General features: G+C 60.8%; 10 protein-coding genes and 2 tRNA genes. 8 read left to right on the forward strand and 4 right to left on the reverse strand.

The genetic code is table 11. From position 1 onward, the window contains the following. The first annotated feature begins 173 nt into the window (after positions 1 to 173). The gene (locus BSZ35_RS10570; RefSeq protein ID WP_105012403.1) at positions 174 to 968 is read left to right on the forward strand and encodes a hypothetical protein; all 795 of its coding nucleotides are present in this window, start codon (positions 174 to 176) and stop codon (positions 966 to 968) included. A gap of 97 nt (positions 969 to 1065) precedes the next feature. On the opposite strand, the gene BSZ35_RS10575 is transcribed toward BSZ35_RS10570, so the two are convergent. The 4 genes from BSZ35_RS10575 to BSZ35_RS10590 all read right to left on the reverse strand — a co-directional run bounded on the left by BSZ35_RS10575 (position 1066) and on the right by BSZ35_RS10590 (position 8076). Beyond that, positions 1066 to 4329 (reverse strand): DEAD/DEAH box helicase family protein, encoded by a 3264-nt coding sequence (locus BSZ35_RS10575; RefSeq protein ID WP_105012404.1) that lies wholly within the window; start codon positions 4327 to 4329, stop codon positions 1066 to 1068. 57 nt (positions 4330 to 4386) lie between these two features. Continuing rightward, the gene (locus BSZ35_RS10580) at positions 4387 to 7506 is read right to left on the reverse strand and encodes a site-specific DNA-methyltransferase (RefSeq protein WP_181149288.1); all 3120 of its coding nucleotides are present in this window, start codon (positions 7504 to 7506) and stop codon (positions 4387 to 4389) included. 308 nt (positions 7507 to 7814) lie between these two features. After that, positions 7815 to 7888: transfer RNA gene (locus BSZ35_RS10585), tRNA-Val, on the reverse strand. 115 nt (positions 7889 to 8003) lie between these two features. Beyond that, positions 8004 to 8076 (reverse strand) — tRNA-Gly (locus tag BSZ35_RS10590). A gap of 426 nt (positions 8077 to 8502) precedes the next feature. Here BSZ35_RS10590 and rpmH point away from each other — a divergent pair. The 7 genes from rpmH (at position 8503) to BSZ35_RS10625 (ending at position 15951) form a co-directional block, all read left to right on the forward strand. Then, the gene (gene rpmH / locus BSZ35_RS10595) at positions 8503 to 8667 is read left to right on the forward strand and encodes a 50S ribosomal protein L34 (protein ID WP_105012406.1); all 165 of its coding nucleotides are present in this window, start codon (positions 8503 to 8505) and stop codon (positions 8665 to 8667) included. A gap of 107 nt (positions 8668 to 8774) precedes the next feature. Beyond that, positions 8775 to 9227, forward strand: a complete 453-nt coding sequence (locus BSZ35_RS10600) for a ribonuclease P protein component (protein WP_105012407.1) — start codon at positions 8775 to 8777, stop codon at positions 9225 to 9227. 256 nt (positions 9228 to 9483) lie between these two features. Continuing rightward, positions 9484 to 11442, forward strand: a complete 1959-nt coding sequence (yidC, locus tag BSZ35_RS10605; RefSeq protein WP_105012408.1) for a membrane protein insertase YidC — start codon at positions 9484 to 9486, stop codon at positions 11440 to 11442. 206 nt (positions 11443 to 11648) lie between these two features. Then, entirely contained in the window at positions 11649 to 13028 is a 1380-nt protein-coding gene (gene mnmE / locus BSZ35_RS10610) for a tRNA uridine-5-carboxymethylaminomethyl(34) synthesis GTPase MnmE (protein ID WP_105012409.1), read from the forward strand. Positions 13029 to 13278: 250 nt separating this feature from the next. Next, positions 13279 to 14220, forward strand: a complete 942-nt coding sequence (locus BSZ35_RS10615; protein ID WP_105012410.1) for a patatin-like phospholipase family protein — start codon at positions 13279 to 13281, stop codon at positions 14218 to 14220. 131 nt (positions 14221 to 14351) lie between these two features. Next, positions 14352 to 15122, forward strand: coding sequence for an acyl-ACP thioesterase domain-containing protein (locus BSZ35_RS10620; protein ID WP_105012411.1), 771 nt, complete (start codon positions 14352 to 14354; stop codon positions 15120 to 15122). 79 nt (positions 15123 to 15201) lie between these two features. Next, positions 15202 to 15951 (forward strand): hypothetical protein, encoded by a 750-nt coding sequence (locus BSZ35_RS10625; RefSeq protein WP_105012412.1) that lies wholly within the window; start codon positions 15202 to 15204, stop codon positions 15949 to 15951. The last annotated feature ends 66 nt before the right edge of the window (positions 15952 to 16017 follow it).

Here is a 16017-nt window from a genome sequence, read left to right on the forward strand (position 1 = left end):
AGTCGATCCGGGCGGTGCCGCCGTTCAGCGTCCTGTGCACCGGGGGGCGCAACGATCGGCTCTGAGGGCGGTACCGCAGGCACAGGGCCGCTCCTTCAATTGTCCTTGCCGCGCAAAGACGCGTCGGAGGCGCGGCGCGGTTCGTCGGCTTGTTCTTCGATTCCCGATTCGACATGCGGGCTTTTTCCTTTGTATTGCGCACGGTGGCATGCATCGGCGTGGCGCTGCTACTGTACGGATGCTCCGATGCTACGACTCCTACGGGCCCTGAATCGGGCGATGACGAAGGAGGAACGGCGTCGTTCAACAGTGAAGCGGCTCCGGGGGCGTCTGCTCAGGCTTTTCTGGACAATGCCTCGTTTTCGGTACTCAACGTAGAGGTCGACTACATGGAGGGCTACGAGCCGACCGAAGGAGGCCTCGACAGCCTCAAGACAGCGCTGGCGGACCACCTGAGCAAATCCAGCATCACCATTGAGGCCCCTACGCGCGTCCCGGCGGCGGGACAGGACAGCTACACCGCCGATGAGGTTCGGGGGCTGGAAGAAGAGCACCGAGACCACTACACGCAGGCGCAGGACGATGCTCTCTGGGCGTACATCCTCATTCTCGACGGTACGTTCGACGAAGGAAATGTGGTCGGGATCGCCTACTACAACACGTCCACGGCCTTCTTTGGCAAGACGATCCGGGAGATTTCGGGCGGGCTGACCCAGCCCTCGCGAGAGAAGGTGGAGGCCACGGTGTTTCGGCACGAATTCGGCCACATCCTGGGACTGGTGGACAATGGCACGCCGATGCAGGAAGGACACCGAGACGACGGCCACGGTCCGCACTGCACAAACGAGCAGTGTGTGATGTACTATGCTATCGAGACGACCGACTACTTCGCAAACATCTTCGAGGGCACGGTGCCCGGGTTCGAGCAGTTCTGCACGGCGGACATGGCAGCGCAGGATGGGAAGTAAACTCGAATGAGGGGCATTCTGAGCGGAAGGGGGGACGCTGCCGCTGGAGGCAAGGGGGACGCAGCCCTCCCTTCCCGAGGTCGTAATCGGGCGCGGATCAGCGGGCGGGAGTCTCCACGCTGTCCCGGAGCATTTTCTGAACGGCCGTCGCCCCGTCTTCCAGAAAGTAGATCTTCCGGTCCTCGAAAGCTGCCCGGGTGTCGAGGGCCTGCTTTTCCTTGAGGACGTGGAAGTTGGTGACCGACGCGATGAAGCTGTGCAACCGAATGTCGTCCCGGCTCGCCCGAGCATTGAGGGTCTCCTGGTAGTCCTCGATGTTCTGACAAAACTGGACTTTCGGCTCCACATCGATATTCCCGACGCCGACGTCCAGGCCCTTCGGGTCGACGAAGATGATGTGCTGGAGGGGAGCGTCCAGCAGCCACAGAATGAAGTCGGGGAAGAATCGTCCGCCATTCTGCATCTGAAAGCCGACGCCCGTTCCCCGCGTCTGATTGCGCAAGACGTAGAGCTTTCGGTTCTCGCCCATAAACTCGCGTCCCTGCGCGCTTCCGAGAAACGAGCGGAAGTGCTCAATAAATTGTGTTTCCCCCGCATTCAGGGCTGGAGGACTGTACTGAACCGGCTCGTCCTGCGTGACGAGCGGATGATAGAGGTGCTTGTCGAAGTAGACCCGATCTGGTTTCCCACTCTCCTCCGTGTACAGGTGTTCGTCGCCCCTAAAGAGGATTTCTTCCTGATCGCCGGACTCCACCCTTTCCAGTCGATCAAGAAGCTCGTTCAAGAACGCGTCAGCGGACTCTTCTACTCGGGCCTCAACGACCTCAATCAAGTTGTCGTCCTCTTCGTTGAGCTCCTCGTATTGCAGAGTTTCGCGTTTCCACTCCTGCTTTTGGCTGGAGTAGTACTCTGTAATGTACGTTCGCAGGATGCGGAGGACAATGGACTCAATGCGGCCCAACTCATCGAACCGAGTGCATTCGAGCATCTCTACGGGACAGTACAGGTCGTACTGCTCCGTTTCGATCACCCGTTTTAGGACGTCTTGCCCGAACGTGAGGTTCGTATACCCTTCCTTCTCCCGGTACCGCCAGAGGGTTCGGTAGATGCGAGGCCAGTCGAGCAATGCAATGAGGTCGGAGCCGATCGTGCGGCGCTCTTCGGTGTCCGACGAGGTCCCGGCTGGGGCTCCATCGCTCAGATCGCTGGTCCCGTTCGTGGAGGAGAGGACCTCGATCTTTCGGGTCAAGTCGATCTCCGGCGTGATGTCGCTTGAATCGACCACCTCCGGTGTGAGTGTGAGGTCCTCCACGTCCTCGAACGATTCCGTCTCGCTCGGGCGGAGAAGCTGAAGGCCGGCGCCACTGAACCGGTCGTCGACCTGCGTTTCAAACCGGACGATCTCTCGATCGTCCGTCTCAATCCCTTCATCTGCGAGGTAGTCGCGGAAGTCCGCCATGTAGTCGGCCCGGACCCCGAAAATGTTTAGCGTTTCGAGGGTCGGAAGGTGGCGCGGGTGCGACCCTTCCAGGACACTAGAGCGCTTCAAGCTCCGATCCTTCCCGAGAAGACGGACGCCCCGTCCAAACAGCTGGATAATCTGCGGGCCTTCGCCCCGCCCGATGTTCATGAGGCCCATCGTGGAGACGCGCCAGCTGCTCCACCCTTCGATAAACTTCTTCGCGCCTAAAAGGACATTGATGTCCGACCGGCTCTGGTTGATGCGCTTGAAGAGCGACCCTTCAAACTCCGATTCTTCGATCCCGATCTTCGGGAATTCCTCTTCGGTCAGATTGAGGAAGCCCCGCTTGTTGCCCACGTCAATGACCCCGAAGAATTGATCGGAATCCCCCGCCCGGAGCCCGATCTCTCCGTCGGTATTTTTGAGGTCAGAAAGGCGAAGGCCCGTGCCACCGGACGCGTGAAACAGCCGATCGCGGAGATCTCCTAGAATGTCCTCCGCGCTGCACCCCGTCGAACGAAGAACGTCAAATTCGTCGGCGAACAGATCTTGCCCGGCAATTTCCAGCGTACCCTCGTCCGACAGCAAGTCTCGGACCGCACGGGTGGCCCAGTCGGTGTCCGTAAGCACACGGTTGAGGAATGCGACGAGACGCTGAATGTCCGTCACGCTCCGGCGATCGTTCGTGCTCAGGTCCGAGACATTTCGTCCGCCCGTGACGCTGTGTCCGATAAACATGAGAAGGGGTTTCCGGAGGTTGTACTCCTCGCGGAGGCGCCGCTCATCCCGGTTGAACACCACCTGCTGTTCGTAAAATGTGAGCAGGTTGGCCAACAGATACCGATTGGTCAGGTCGTCGTCCTCTTCCAATGCCTCATCGGCGTTGGTGTCGAGGTTGAGGATGTTGTAGTCCTTTCCGTATCCGTCTTCGTAGAAGCGCTGATACGAGTAGTCAAACAGGATCGACGTGCCGTATTCGTCCTTCACGGAGGCGGGCGTCGATCCGCTGACGGCCTGTCCGAACGTGGCGCTGTACTCGAAGGTGAAGCCGCCGTCTGCGAGTCGTGACCGGAGGTCCCGCCACGTCCCGGCGGTTGAGCTCGCGCCCTTGTGCCCCTCGTCGACGAACACCAGGTTGTTGCCCTCGAAAGCGTCGACCTCCACCCGCACGCCCTCGTCGGTCTTCTCGTTCACGAGCTTGGAGATCTCAAGGACCTTCACGTGTTCCGGCGGTACGGATTGGCCTTCCTCTACGAGGTCCAGGTAGTACCGGCAGCCGATGCCGCTCCGGCGCAGCTCGGCCATGTGCTGGTCCGTGAGTCCCTCGTTCGGCGTCACGAGAAGGATGTGGTCGATCGCGTCGCCAAAGTGGTGCCGATACTGATAGTAGTGCAGGTGCATGAGGAGCGTCTTTCCGCTCCCAGTGGCCATCCAGAGGGCAATCTTGTTGAGCTGGCCGGGGTCCACCGTCGGGTACGTGATGTACGTCCGGTCCTCATTCTGACGGGCGGCAAACTCGTTGATCGATGCGGCCAGGCCCTTCGCATCGTGCTTCAGGCGGTGCAGGTAGTGCTCGGTCATCAGCCCCGCCAGGTGCTGGAAGTAGCGCCAGGTAATGCTCTCGTCCCGCCGCTCGTTGATCGAAGCGGTGTGCTCGCGAAGCCGCTCGTCGTACCGGACGAGCTGCGCGTCGCTCAGTCGGATCCCTTCACGCTGTTGCAGTGCCTTGACGAGGTGAGAGGTCCCGTCCTGATGGAATCCCTCCTTGGTCTGTCGCAGGCGTTCGTGATACCGCTGGATTGCGCTCGTATCCTCCGGGTCAGCCACCCCGAAGAGGTTTCGGAAGTACGCCGCAAGGACGAGCCGCTTCTGGAATTTGCTAAAGGAGTCGGAGGGCATCTCGGCATGTGGGCGTAGAGAGCGTGGGCGCGGGAGCGAAGAAGGAGCAGGAGAGGGTTATCCCGCGGCGGGGTCCATGCGGCGTTTGAATTCAATTTCGAGGGGCTCGGCCTTGCCGTAGATGTGACTCGGGCCGTTCACGTATACTGCATCGAACGGACCGTCCGGCAGCGTGTCGGCCGCCCACGTCTTTTCGGCGTCCAGGTTCAGATCCGCTTGGTTGCGCCACACGACCATAACGGTGTCAATAGACTGTTTCTTTTCGACACTGCCGGTGAGCACCACGTAGCGGCGGTCCTGGTGTTCGTAGACGCGGCGTGCGTCGACGTCCAGACCGATCAGATAGTTGAACGTCGCCTCCAGGTCCACCTCGCGGGCGGAGGGACTTTCCATGCCGTGCTGGATCTGTAGCGTGTAGTCGAACGGACGCTTGAAGGCGTCGGGTTGGAGCAACGTTTGACTTCCAGCAGCTTCGGTGGGAAGGAGGTACCGGAGGGTGTAGTCCTCAAACTGGTCGGTCAGAGACCGCTGGACATCTGGGGACGAAAGCTGGATGTTGTTGAGGGCATCCTCGTAGGATTCCAGCCGGTGGTATTGGAGGACGTGGCTTCGGCCCGATGTGTCCTGGGGGATTCCCTCTTTCCAGTTGTCGCTGAACGCGGCTTTCTTCAGGCGAGGGAGGAGGAGCGTGTCGAAGTAATCACCCATTTCCACGAGCACGTACGAGTTGTCGCCGCCGTGTTCGTCGTCGAGCCGCATGAGCGAGTGCGCCGTCGTCCCGCTGCCCGCAAAGTAGTCGACGACCGTGTGCCCGCTCTCAGACGTATCGATGGACACGTCCAGACAGTCCTCGACGGTGTGAATCGATTTCGGGAAGACTGGGTCGTCCGGCATGTTTTCTTTTCCCATTATGCCGGACAGGAGGCGCGAACCGTGTGTGCCGGCATCATAGCGAGCACCCGACCAAACTGTTCGCGGCGTTTCCCGAGATCGGGCAATCTCGATTTCCATATTGCCCCGGATCTCACGTACACGCACCGTGTCGATTACGTCGCGAAGCGAGTCGGCCTTATAGCGCCACTTCCGTTCCACCCCTTCTTGATCGATCGGCCAGACTTTCTTTTTGCCCGAATCTGTCTCCTCGACCCGACGATCCGGGTGAAAATCGTCGGGCGGCACGTCCCCCAACTCTTCAATCTCCCCGTTCTTAACTATGATGGGGTAGAAGCAATTCCGTCCATCCTCGCGACGGGATTCACCGCCCCAGTTTCGGAGGTTCGAGTACTCCCACTTCTCTTCGTCGATCTGCTGTTGACGGATGTGGCGTCCCTCCTGGGGGAAAAGGAAGTACGCGTACTCGTGGGTGTAGGAAAAATTGTCCCCTTGGATGCCCCGGGGGTTGTGCTCCACCGTCACACACGTCTGATCTCGGCCCGGGAAGGCGCGGCGAAGGAGCAGCCCGAGGCGCTCTTGTTCGTTGTCGTCAATGGCGACGATGGTAATCCCATCATTCGTCAGTAGCTCTCGACCTGCCCGGAGGCGGTCGTTCATCATCGAGAGCCAGGAGGAGTGCTTGTAGGCATTCTTGTAGAGGATCTCGGTTGACTGCGAGTTGTAGGGAGGGTCAATATACACGCAGTCGACCCGGTTGCGGAATCGCTCTTCCAGAAGGTTGAGGGCCTGGAAATTCTCGCCCTGGACACACAGGCCGTCTACGGCCTCGGTGAGGCCGCCGTCGGTTACGTCTGACAGATGCGCCAGCAGGCGGTCTTCAAATTCTTGATCGAAGTGCCGCGTGTCGATCACAGCGTGTGGATGGGTCTCCACGAAGGCGGGCGTGAAATCGCCATCCTCGTAGCCCTGCGTAAACAGGCCGCCCTCCCACTCCTCTACGGCGTACAGCTCGCGCCACTCATCACACTGGTCGTCGTTGTCGAGGATCGTGTCGTGGAGCCCGTCCGGCACGTGGTCAAGAGTGACGCAATAGCCGGTGTCGACCACGAATTTCTTCTTCTCGAAGAGCCGCTTCTGGAAGTCCTCGATCTGAGCGAGGAACGTAATGATACGATCACCGATCTTTTCCACCGCTTTCGCCCGCCCAATCTGATGGTCCCGGCTATGATCGGAGGCGTCCAGTAAATTTTTAGGCTCAAGAACCTCGTTTTGAAGGAAGAAATCGAGTTGATCTCGGAGGAATCCCTCCAGATCCTTGTGTACGAAATAGTCCGCCGTATGACGGGCTGTAAACCGATTGAGGTGACGGAGTAAAGGGCTGCGGTCAGCACCGTCTTCAGGCTCCTGAAGCTTCGCTAGAAGCCCTGCGTCGTCGATCGAGTCGAGAAGCTGTTCCGCCGTTGCACGGACAATCGTCTTTCGATCACTGGTTTTTCGGCTCTTGCCCGTGGCCTCATTGTAGACGGAAAGAAGGTGCTCATCTTCCTTCTCAGTCAACGGGCGATACGAGAAGCGGATCACGCACGCCCCCGATTCAGCACCGGCCTCGATGGGGGAAGAGCCCTCCAACACGAAGTGCTGAGCATCGCCTGCTTTGACGTTATCCTGCGGCACATCCGCATCCACCAATTTGAAGTGCACGTCGACCCCTCGGGTGTGGAACCGGTAGTCCCGGAAGTGCTCGGTGGTTTTGACGTAGTACTGGTCGCGGTTGGCCCAATGGAGGACGACCTCTTCGCCGTCGTACGGGACATAGTACGTCGAATCGCGGCTCGAAAACCGCCGCTGGGCAACGAAGTCTCCCTCATCGTAGTATCGTCGAAAGAAGCGAGTGAGGTCGTCGTACACCCGCCGCTTGGTCTCTGCAGTGAGGGACGCGTCCGCTAGCGCTTCCCGCGCTTCGGCGTACTCCTCCGCAACGTCCAGATTCTGATACTCCTCCCTGACGGATCCATCGGGCTTGATAGCGTCGTCAGAAAGGGACTCGCGTACTTCCTTTTCGGCCTCTGCAACAGCTTGTCGGAGCTCCTCGGTCTTCCGGTCCTCGAAGGCCTCCAGTTCGTGCTGCACCCCTTCAACGAGATCCTCTTCGATGAACTGATTGATTTCGTCACGCTTTTCGTTCAGGATCCGGTAGACCCCGAAATCGAGGTCGGCAACGTCGAATTGAAAAAGGTCACGCAGGAGGGATTTGAAGTCTTCCAGCTCGTCTGAGACGTGCATTCGGAACCGGGGCGGTGGGACTGGCATCGACTGTCGGGCAAGATAACAAGGAAGGCCCGAGATCGAAACAAATAGCAGGTCGTGGTCGGGGAAAGAGACCTACCGTTGATCAGCGTTCCGAAGAGGGGAGAGTCATCCCGCCGGAGCGAGGGGCTACGGAGGACAACTGGCCTTGGAAGGGAGGTCGAGACCCGCTTGAGGGGGTGCTGAGAATGGCTGGTCTGACGTGCGGGAACTGTGCTCCGTCAGCCAAAGAAAATGCAAATACGCAAACCCCTGCTGAGCAGGGGCTTACGAGGGAAGGGGAGTGGGCGGTGCTGGATTTGAACCAGCGACTTCCTGCTTGTAAGGCAGGTGCTCTAAACCGCTGAGCTAACCGCCCCGGCAATGGCGAGTGTCGAAGTGCGAATTTCGAATGAGACGAGTGGGATCGAGAATGGCAGCCGGGGTTGGCCGATCATTCGCCACTCGCACTTCCGAATTCGACACTGGAAAAGAGCGGGAGACGGGGATCGAACCCGCGACCTTCAGCATGGGAAGCTGATGCTCTGCCAACTGAGCTACTCCCGCTTTTCGTTTTGCACCGTTGCTCTATGCAGAACAAGGACGCCGGTTCCGGACAGGTTGGCTCCCTCCGGTGGGTGGTGAGGAGAGAAGAGAAGGGAGAGGGGCGATAGGCCGTGACGTCCCCGAGGTTGAGTGTAGATCCCTTCTTCCGTTGTGTTCTTCTATGACGAGCCCCCGAGTGGAACCCACTCCATTGGTACGGTCAGCGCTCCCTCGCCTCTCGCTTTCTCCTTTCGCCCATCGAAGCGGGGAACCGCTGACAGCATCAAGGAACGGGGCCTCCGCACATCCAAAGCATCCATGCTTCCACGCGCACCGTGCCAAATTGACGCTGTCTTTGCAGAGGGGGCGCAAAACGCAAAACATCGGCCCGAGGCCGTCGTTAGACCCCGTTGCGTACACTGAACGACACCAATCCGTACCGCTGCTATGCCGAAGCGCACCTACCAGCCCAGCGACAAGAAGCGCAAAAAGAAGCACGGCTTCCTTGAGCGCATGAAGACGAAGGAAGGCCGTGAGATCATCAAGCGGCGCCGCAAGAAGGGCCGTGACAAGCTCTCCGTGAGCGACGAAGACTCCGGTAAGCCTGTGTAAGCTTAGGAGAGAACGGGGACATGGGCGCGTGGGAGCAGTGAGGTTTTGCCTTTCCCAGATCGTTAGGCCGAGCCTCCGCTGGCACGGGTCTACCCACCCAAATCCTTGTGTCTGACCGACCTGATCAGGACGATTCGGAACGGCGATATACCTTTCCGAGGTCGCACCGGCTGAAGCGACGGCGGCTCATCCGTTCGCTCTTCGACCGGAGCCGCGACGATGTGGACACGGTGGCCGTCGGCTGCGTCCGTCTTCTCTACCGCGTCGTGGACCGCGAGGCCATCGGCCACGACGTGCCTCTCCAGGTCGGGTTTGCGCCGGGACGCCGCGTCGACAGCGGCGTTGAGCGCAACCGCGTCCGGCGTTTATTGCGAGAGGTCTACCGGGTGCATCAGCACACCCTGGTAGACCTTTTCCTACGTCGGTCTGAGGCCCTCATCGTCATGATTCTTTTCCGCGGCGCGCCCGCACAGGCCGACGAGTGCATCGAACAGGACCTCCCGAGAGCGATGCAGCAGGTCGCGTCCCGCTTTGAGCCCATTCCAGAAGAGGGTTCTTGAAACGCGCTCTTCGCCTCTCACCCCTCCCGCTTCTTCTTTGGGGGCCGCTCCGTCCGTTCAGAGCGTAACCGGTCCCGTCGCCAGTCAGTCCCCGCTCGACTGGTTTCTATTCAATTCCCACCTCTTTTTAAAATGCGCGGGGGCACGTTGACGGGGGCCGTGCGTATTGCCCCGTTGAGCCTGCCTCTATCGGACGACCATACCGGTCGTCGTTCGCAGCGGGTGTTCGACTGCATTCACCAATCCCCTTGCCCCCGTGGCTTCTCCCCTTCGCAACCAACCGGCGCCGGAAGATCAGCGCAACGTCATCATCGCGACCGTCCTGGTAGCGGTGATCATGTTTGGGTACATGTTCTTCTTCAGTCCGCAGCCCCAGCTCCAGCAGGCATCGGGGCCGGCGGACACGTCTCAGCAGACGGCCGCTGCGCCGGACACGCAAGAGACGCCAACCGATACAGGACAAACGGCCACGGCGGAGACGCAGCCGTCGGCCGCGACGACGGAGTCGACCCCGCCGGAGGCGCCGGCTGCGGATTCGATTACGGCTGGAGCGTTGCAGGGAACGGCCCGGCGCATCGTCGTCGAGACGGACCTCTACACGGCGGTCCTCAACACTAAGGGTGGTACGCTCCACCGCTTTACCCTCAAGGAGTACGACCAGTTCAATCAGGTCGACCCCGTTCAGATTGTGGACACCACGGCAGGCGGGACGCTCTCCCTGTCCTTCCGCACGCCGACGGGCAAAAAGGTCGACACCCGCTCCCTCTACTTTTCTGCCGATACCGATGCGGACACGATGCGCGTGCAGGACGAGCCGGTGTCGGTCACCTTCGAGGCCGCGCTGGGGGAGGGCACCCTCCGTCAGACCTACACGTTTCATCCGGACGATTACGACCTCGGTCTTGCCGTTCAGCAGGAGAACCCGGCGAGCTTCGTGACGGACGAGGGCTACGACCTGACGTGGCACGGCGGCATGCCGTACTCGGAGGGCGGGGAGGAGGACGAGCTGCAGTACACGGGTCTCTTTGCCTACAGCGGCGAGACGCTCGAAAGCGTCACCCTATCGGACGGGGACCACGGCGAGACGCGGCTGAGTGGGGCTGTCTCGTGGATGGCCGTCAAGAACAAGTACTTCACCGCTGCCCTGATGCCCGACAGTCCGGACGCGGTGAAAGGGGCGACCCTCATCGGCGACAAGGTCGGGCGGGCCACCAGTGCCGCGGACTTCAAGGAGCTTACGGGGCATTTCCGCATGCCGCGTCCGCAGGGCGAGTCGCACGTGGACCAGTTTCACCTCTACGCCGGCCCGATCGACTACTACAACCTGGCCGACTACGAGCGGGAGCTCTACGCGATGGTCGATTATGGGTGGGATTGGTTCGAGTGGATGACCAAGCCACTGGCGAAGTGGATCTACATCCCGATGCTCACCTACCTCGGAGGGGGGCTTCCGGAGGCCACGATTTCATCGTGGGGATTGCCGGGCTGGTTTGGGCAGGGCCTCCCATACGGCATTGTCGTCATCCTGATGGCCGTCCTCATCAAGACGGTGGTCTATCCGCTCACCAAGTCGTCCTACCGCAGCATGGCGCAGATGCGGGAGCTGCAGCCGAAGATGGAGGAGCTGCGGGACAAGTACGACGACGATCCGCAGAAGCAGCAGGAGGAGATGATGAAGCTCTACCGCGAGACGGGCGTGAACCCGCTCGGGGGCTGTCTGCCGATGTTCTTGCAGTACCCGATTCTGATTTCGCTCTACCAGTTTATTCCGAAGTCCATCCAGCTGCGGCAGAAGAGCTTCCTCTGGGCAACCGACCTGTCGGCGCCGGACAAGATTCTGCAGCTGCCTTTTGAAATTCCGTTCTATGGCGACTACGTAGCGGGCTTCACGCTGCTGATGGGCCTCGCCATGATCGTCACGATGCGCGTGCAGTCCACGCCCAGCAGTGGCGGGCAGGCCAAGATGTTCATGTATGCGATGCCGGCGGTCATCTTCTTCATCTTCAACCGGTTCGCGTCGGCCCTAAGCCTGTACTACCTCTTCTACAACATCATGACGGCGGCGCAGCAGAAGTGGATCAACATGCAGCTGGAGAAGGAAAAAGACGAGGATGGCAATCTCACGAACGGGAGGAGTTCGGGAGAGGAGGCCGAAAAGGGCTTCTTTGGAAAGCTCATGGAGCGGGCGCGGGAGGCGCAGGAGGAGCAGCGATAGCGTTGAAAGTCGAACGGTTGGAAAGTTGGAAGCTCGGAGGTCATTCAATGCACGTGTGAGGACATCCGGATACTAAGGGGGTCGCTACCCGCGGTAAACCCTCAACGCTGTTGGAGACGCATTCCTCGTCCGAGGTCTGTTCTCATCATTCGGAGTCGAAGACGACCACCGAACGTTCAACCTGCAACTTCCCACCCTTTACCTCCATGGACGACACGATCGCGGCCATTGCCACAGCGCGGGGACGAGCGGCCCTCGCCATCGTGCGCACCTCCGGCCCCGACGCCATCTCCGTCGTGGATGACTGCTTCCAGGGGGGCGACCTGACGGAGGCGGAGAGTCACACGGCGCACGTCGGCTTTCTGGTCGACGCGGACGGGAACGATGTGGATCAGGTGGTGGCTACCGTTTTCCGGGCGCCCAATTCCGCGACGGGCGAGCATGTGGTCGAGGTGTCCTGCCACGGCGGCGATCTGGCCCCGCAGATGGTGTTGGAGAGTCTGCTCGATCACGGCGCCCGCATGGCCGAGCCCGGCGAGTTTACGGAGCGAGCCTTCCTGAACGGCAAGATGGACCTGACGCAGGCCGAGGCGGTGGCCGACCTCATCCACGCCAGTTCCACGAAGGCACACCAGGCCTCCCTCACCCACCTCAAGGGCCGATACTCCGACCTGCTGGAGGACCTGCGCGAGGAGTTGCTGAATCTCTGCTCGCTCGTGGAACTGGAGATCGACTTTTCAGACGAGGACGTGGAGTTTGCCGATCGAGAGCGGCTGGAGGAGCTGCTGGATGAGACGGAGGAGATTCTGGGGGACCTGCTCGACACCTATCCCACCGGCGAAAAGCTGAAAGACGGCGTGCGCGTCGTCATCGGCGGGCGGCCCAACGCGGGCAAGTCCACCCTGCTGAACGCGCTGGTGGGCCACGACCGGGCCATCGTGAGCGAGACGCCCGGCACCACGCGGGACGAGATTGAGGCGGAGGCGGAGATCGAAGGCGTGCTCTTCCGTTTCGTGGACACCGCGGGCCTCCGCGACACCGCCGACGAGATTGAGGCCGAGGGCGTGCGCCGCGCCACCGAGTCCATCGAGGCGGCCGACGTGCTTCTCTACCTCTACGACCTCACGGTGGGCCTCGACTCCGAGGAAATCGACTTTCTGGGCGATCTGTCTGATGACGACACGGGAGTTCGGCCCTTTCTCATCGGCAACAAGGCCGACGAAGCCCCCGATTTGCCGGTGGCCGACCTCGACGACCTCTCGGCGCTCAAGCTCTCGGCCCTCGACGCCCGCGACGATGCCGACATGCTACAGCCCCTCCTCGACCGTCTCACCGACACGGTCGCCGAGCACCTGAGCCGCGCGGAATCTTCCCCCGTCGTCATGAACCAGCGCCACCGACAGCACCTCCAGGACGCCCTCGACGCCGTCCAGCAGGCCCGCGAGGCGCTCGACAGGGGCGTGTCCGGTGACATGCTCACGCTCGACCTCCGCGCCGCCCTTCAGGAACTGGGCGCCATCACCGGCGAGATCACGAACGAGGACGTGCTCAACCAGATCTTCTCCCGGTTCTGCATCGGGAAATGAGCGTGGGCGAAAGGGTGCATGGGAGAATGAGGGAGAGGGAACGCGTGACACGTCTGGATGAGTCCCGTCCTTTCCACCCCAGATTGATCTGTAACGTGCTGTTATGAAAGAGGATTGGAGAATGACTTGATGAAGTCTTTGTGTTATCGGCGTTAGGGTCGGGAGGAGATCCGTGTCTTGTGGATGAAGTCCTGGTCTTCAGCTTCACCACAGCTTATCGGCATCGCCTCTCTGTCAGTCTCGCCCGATCATGATCAACGTCCTCTCGATCGACGGCGGCGGCATTCGCGGCTTCATCCCTGCGCTCGTTCTTCAGCATATCGAAATCGAAACCGGCCGGCCCACTGCCGAGCATTTCGACCTTATCGCCGGTACGTCCACCGGCGGCATCCTTGCGCTCGGTCTTACCCTTCCGCAGAACGGTACGGCGAGTGATCCACGGTACAGCGCCGAAGAACTGGCGGCTCTCTACCGGGATCGAGGAGAAGACATCTTTCACCAGCCGCGCTGGCGACAGGTGGCCTCTGTGGTCAATCTGTTCGACGAGAAGTACGACCACTCCGGTCTTGAGGGCGTCCTGGACGAGTATTTCGGCGATCAGCCGGTGGGCGACGGCCTGACGGACGTGATGGTGAGCAGCTACGACATTCAGGCCCGCGAGCCCTACTTCTTCATGAGCTGGCGGGAGCCGGACCAGACGGTGCCGATGCGCCGGGCGGCCCGGGCGACCTCCGCTGCGCCCACCTATTTCGAGCCCGCAAAAGTGGCGGTGGGGGATCAGCAGCGCGTGCTCGTGGACGGCGGCGTGTTCGTAAATAATCCTGCGGTATCGGCGTACGCGGAGGCCGAACGGCGGTATCCCGACGAGCCGATCCGGCTGGTCTCCATCGGGACGGGCAGCGCCACTGAGCCCATCGGCTACGACGAGTCGCAGGAGTGGGGCAAGCTGGGATGGGCCGTCGAGACGATCGATATTGTGTTCGACGGCGTGTCCGACGCGGCCGACTATCAGCTCCGCCACGTGCTCGGCGATCGGTTCGACCGCTTTCAGGTGCCGCTGGAGTCGGCCAGCGATGCCATGGACGACGCCTCGATCGAAAATCTGGAGGCACTCGCGCAGGACGCCGAGCGCATGATGGCGACCCAGGCCGATGCGCTAGAGGCACTCTGTAATCGGCTGGATGAGGCGTAGTTATCGGGGTGGATGCCGGGCGCCGTTGGACTCCAACGACGCTACGGAAGAGAGCTGAGGTCGAAAAACAGGGTCGCGAGATTCCCGTTGGGGCTACCGTCGCCTCTATTTTGTTCTTTGTCTCCCCGCGCATGAAGGCTCGCCCCTGGATCGAATCTCGCGTCGTCCGTGCCTCGGATGTAACCCCTAATGGCACTGCGTCCGTCCTCGCCCTTGCCACGTTTTTTCAGGAGGCCGCCGGGCGCCATGCCGCCGCGCTCGGCGTTTCGATGCAAGACCTGCTGGCCGACGGCAAGGCGTGGGTCTTGGCCCGGCTTCGGATGGAGGTGGATCGGTTGCCGGCGTGGGAAGAAGAGATCACCATCGAGACGTGGCCGTCGGGCCTCGACCGGCTCTACGCCACGCGGGAGTTTGTTTTCCGGGACCAGGACGACCGTGAATTGGCTCGGGGCACCAGCGCCTGGCTCGTGATCGACACCGAGCGGCGGCGTCCACTGCGTCCCCCGTCGGTCCTGTACGACATCGAGGTGCCCGATCGGCCTGCGCCGCTGGGACAGGAAGAGGTTGACTTTGCAGCTCTATCCACCGTGGACCGGGAGCAGACCTTTTCCGTGCGCTACCACGACCTCGACCTCAACCGGCACGTCAACAACGTCCGCTACCTGGAGTGGGCACTAGAGACCCTGTCCCCAGAGATTCTGGAGGAGCGTCGCTGTGTAGGGATTGCGCTCCAGTTTGAGGCCGAGACGACCCTCGGCGATTCCGTGCGGGCGACCGCGGAGGAGCAGCAGGAAGGGGACAGCCTACGGGTACGTCACCGCCTGTCCCATGCTACGTCGGATCGGACCCTTGCACGTGCCGTGACGAGGTGGACTTCCATTTCAGAAGACGAGTCCAGATAAGGGCAATCACACCACATCATTTTTCTCCATTTCTCTTCAGACGCTGTGTTCAACGTGCAGACAAATCGGAATCTCTGCCATGGCAACAGGCGCATCGAGGGACATATGGGATTGGATCGACCTTGCGATTCGCATTTCGGCGGGCATTGCAATCCCGCTTCTCCTTTTCGTTTTCGGTCGAGAGCTTCGATTGGATCGGCAGGAAGCGCAAAACGCAGATCGCATCCGGCGCTCCATTGAGCATCTGGCGAGTCCAAACTGGCGGGAGCGCTTGATGGGCGTGCAAGTCATGTGGCATTATTGCAGGCATCGAGAGCATTACCCGCTTCCTCTGGTTGCGGTGTTGGCGAGTACAATCGAGACGGACTCTAGCATCAGAGTGCGCCGGGCAGCCGGGCGCCTCTTTAGTGAGATTAAGTCTGAGCCCTCGGCCAATCGATCGGCTCCCTCAACGGCTACATGCAAAGCCGATCTTCCAGAGCGTCCCTTTCCCAAGATTAGGAAGATCCGCGAGCAGCTCCGCGTGTACATTCACATTCAGGAGGAGGCGCAGGAGGCCACCGCGTCTGCGTTTAAGCGCTCAATTGATGGCGACACGATTGGCACCCATGTCGTAGATGTCGTCAGCATTGAGAAGTTGGACCGGGGACCGTCCTCCACCCAGCTTCGATTCTTCAATGCCCAACAGCGAACGCTCGTCGATAGTCTCCTTGCCCACACGAGTCGGCTCCCCGCATTTTCCTCTCGCATCGACGTAAAAAATCTCAGCGATGAATACGGTCGGATTACCGACCACTTCGAGCTTTGGATAGCCCCTCAATCTCAGTAGAACGGGACGCATCGAGGATTCCTGCTGTTGCGTTTGCCTCCGTGAACGAAAAACGCCCCGACCCCA

The organism is Salinibacter sp. 10B, assembly GCF_002954405.1.
GTDB lineage: Bacteria > Bacteroidota > Rhodothermia > Rhodothermales > Salinibacteraceae > Salinibacter.

Coding starts and splice junctions, on each gene's coding strand:
- BSZ35_RS10575 (WP_105012404.1), bottom strand. CDS start 4,329: ATGCCCTCCGACTCCTTTAGCAAATTCCAGAAGCGGCTCGTCCTTGCG.
- BSZ35_RS10570 (WP_105012403.1), top strand. CDS start 174: ATGCGGGCTTTTTCCTTTGTATTGCGCACGGTGGCATGCATCGGCGTG.
- mnmE (WP_105012409.1), top strand. CDS start 11,649: ATGGACGACACGATCGCGGCCATTGCCACAGCGCGGGGACGAGCGGCC.
- rpmH (WP_105012406.1), top strand. CDS start 8,503: ATGCCGAAGCGCACCTACCAGCCCAGCGACAAGAAGCGCAAAAAGAAG.
- BSZ35_RS10615 (WP_105012410.1), top strand. CDS start 13,279: ATGATCAACGTCCTCTCGATCGACGGCGGCGGCATTCGCGGCTTCATC.
- BSZ35_RS10625 (WP_105012412.1), top strand. CDS start 15,202: ATGGCAACAGGCGCATCGAGGGACATATGGGATTGGATCGACCTTGCG.
- BSZ35_RS10620 (WP_105012411.1), top strand. CDS start 14,352: ATGAAGGCTCGCCCCTGGATCGAATCTCGCGTCGTCCGTGCCTCGGAT.
- BSZ35_RS10580 (WP_181149288.1), bottom strand. CDS start 7,506: ATGCACGTCTCAGACGAGCTGGAAGACTTCAAATCCCTCCTGCGTGAC.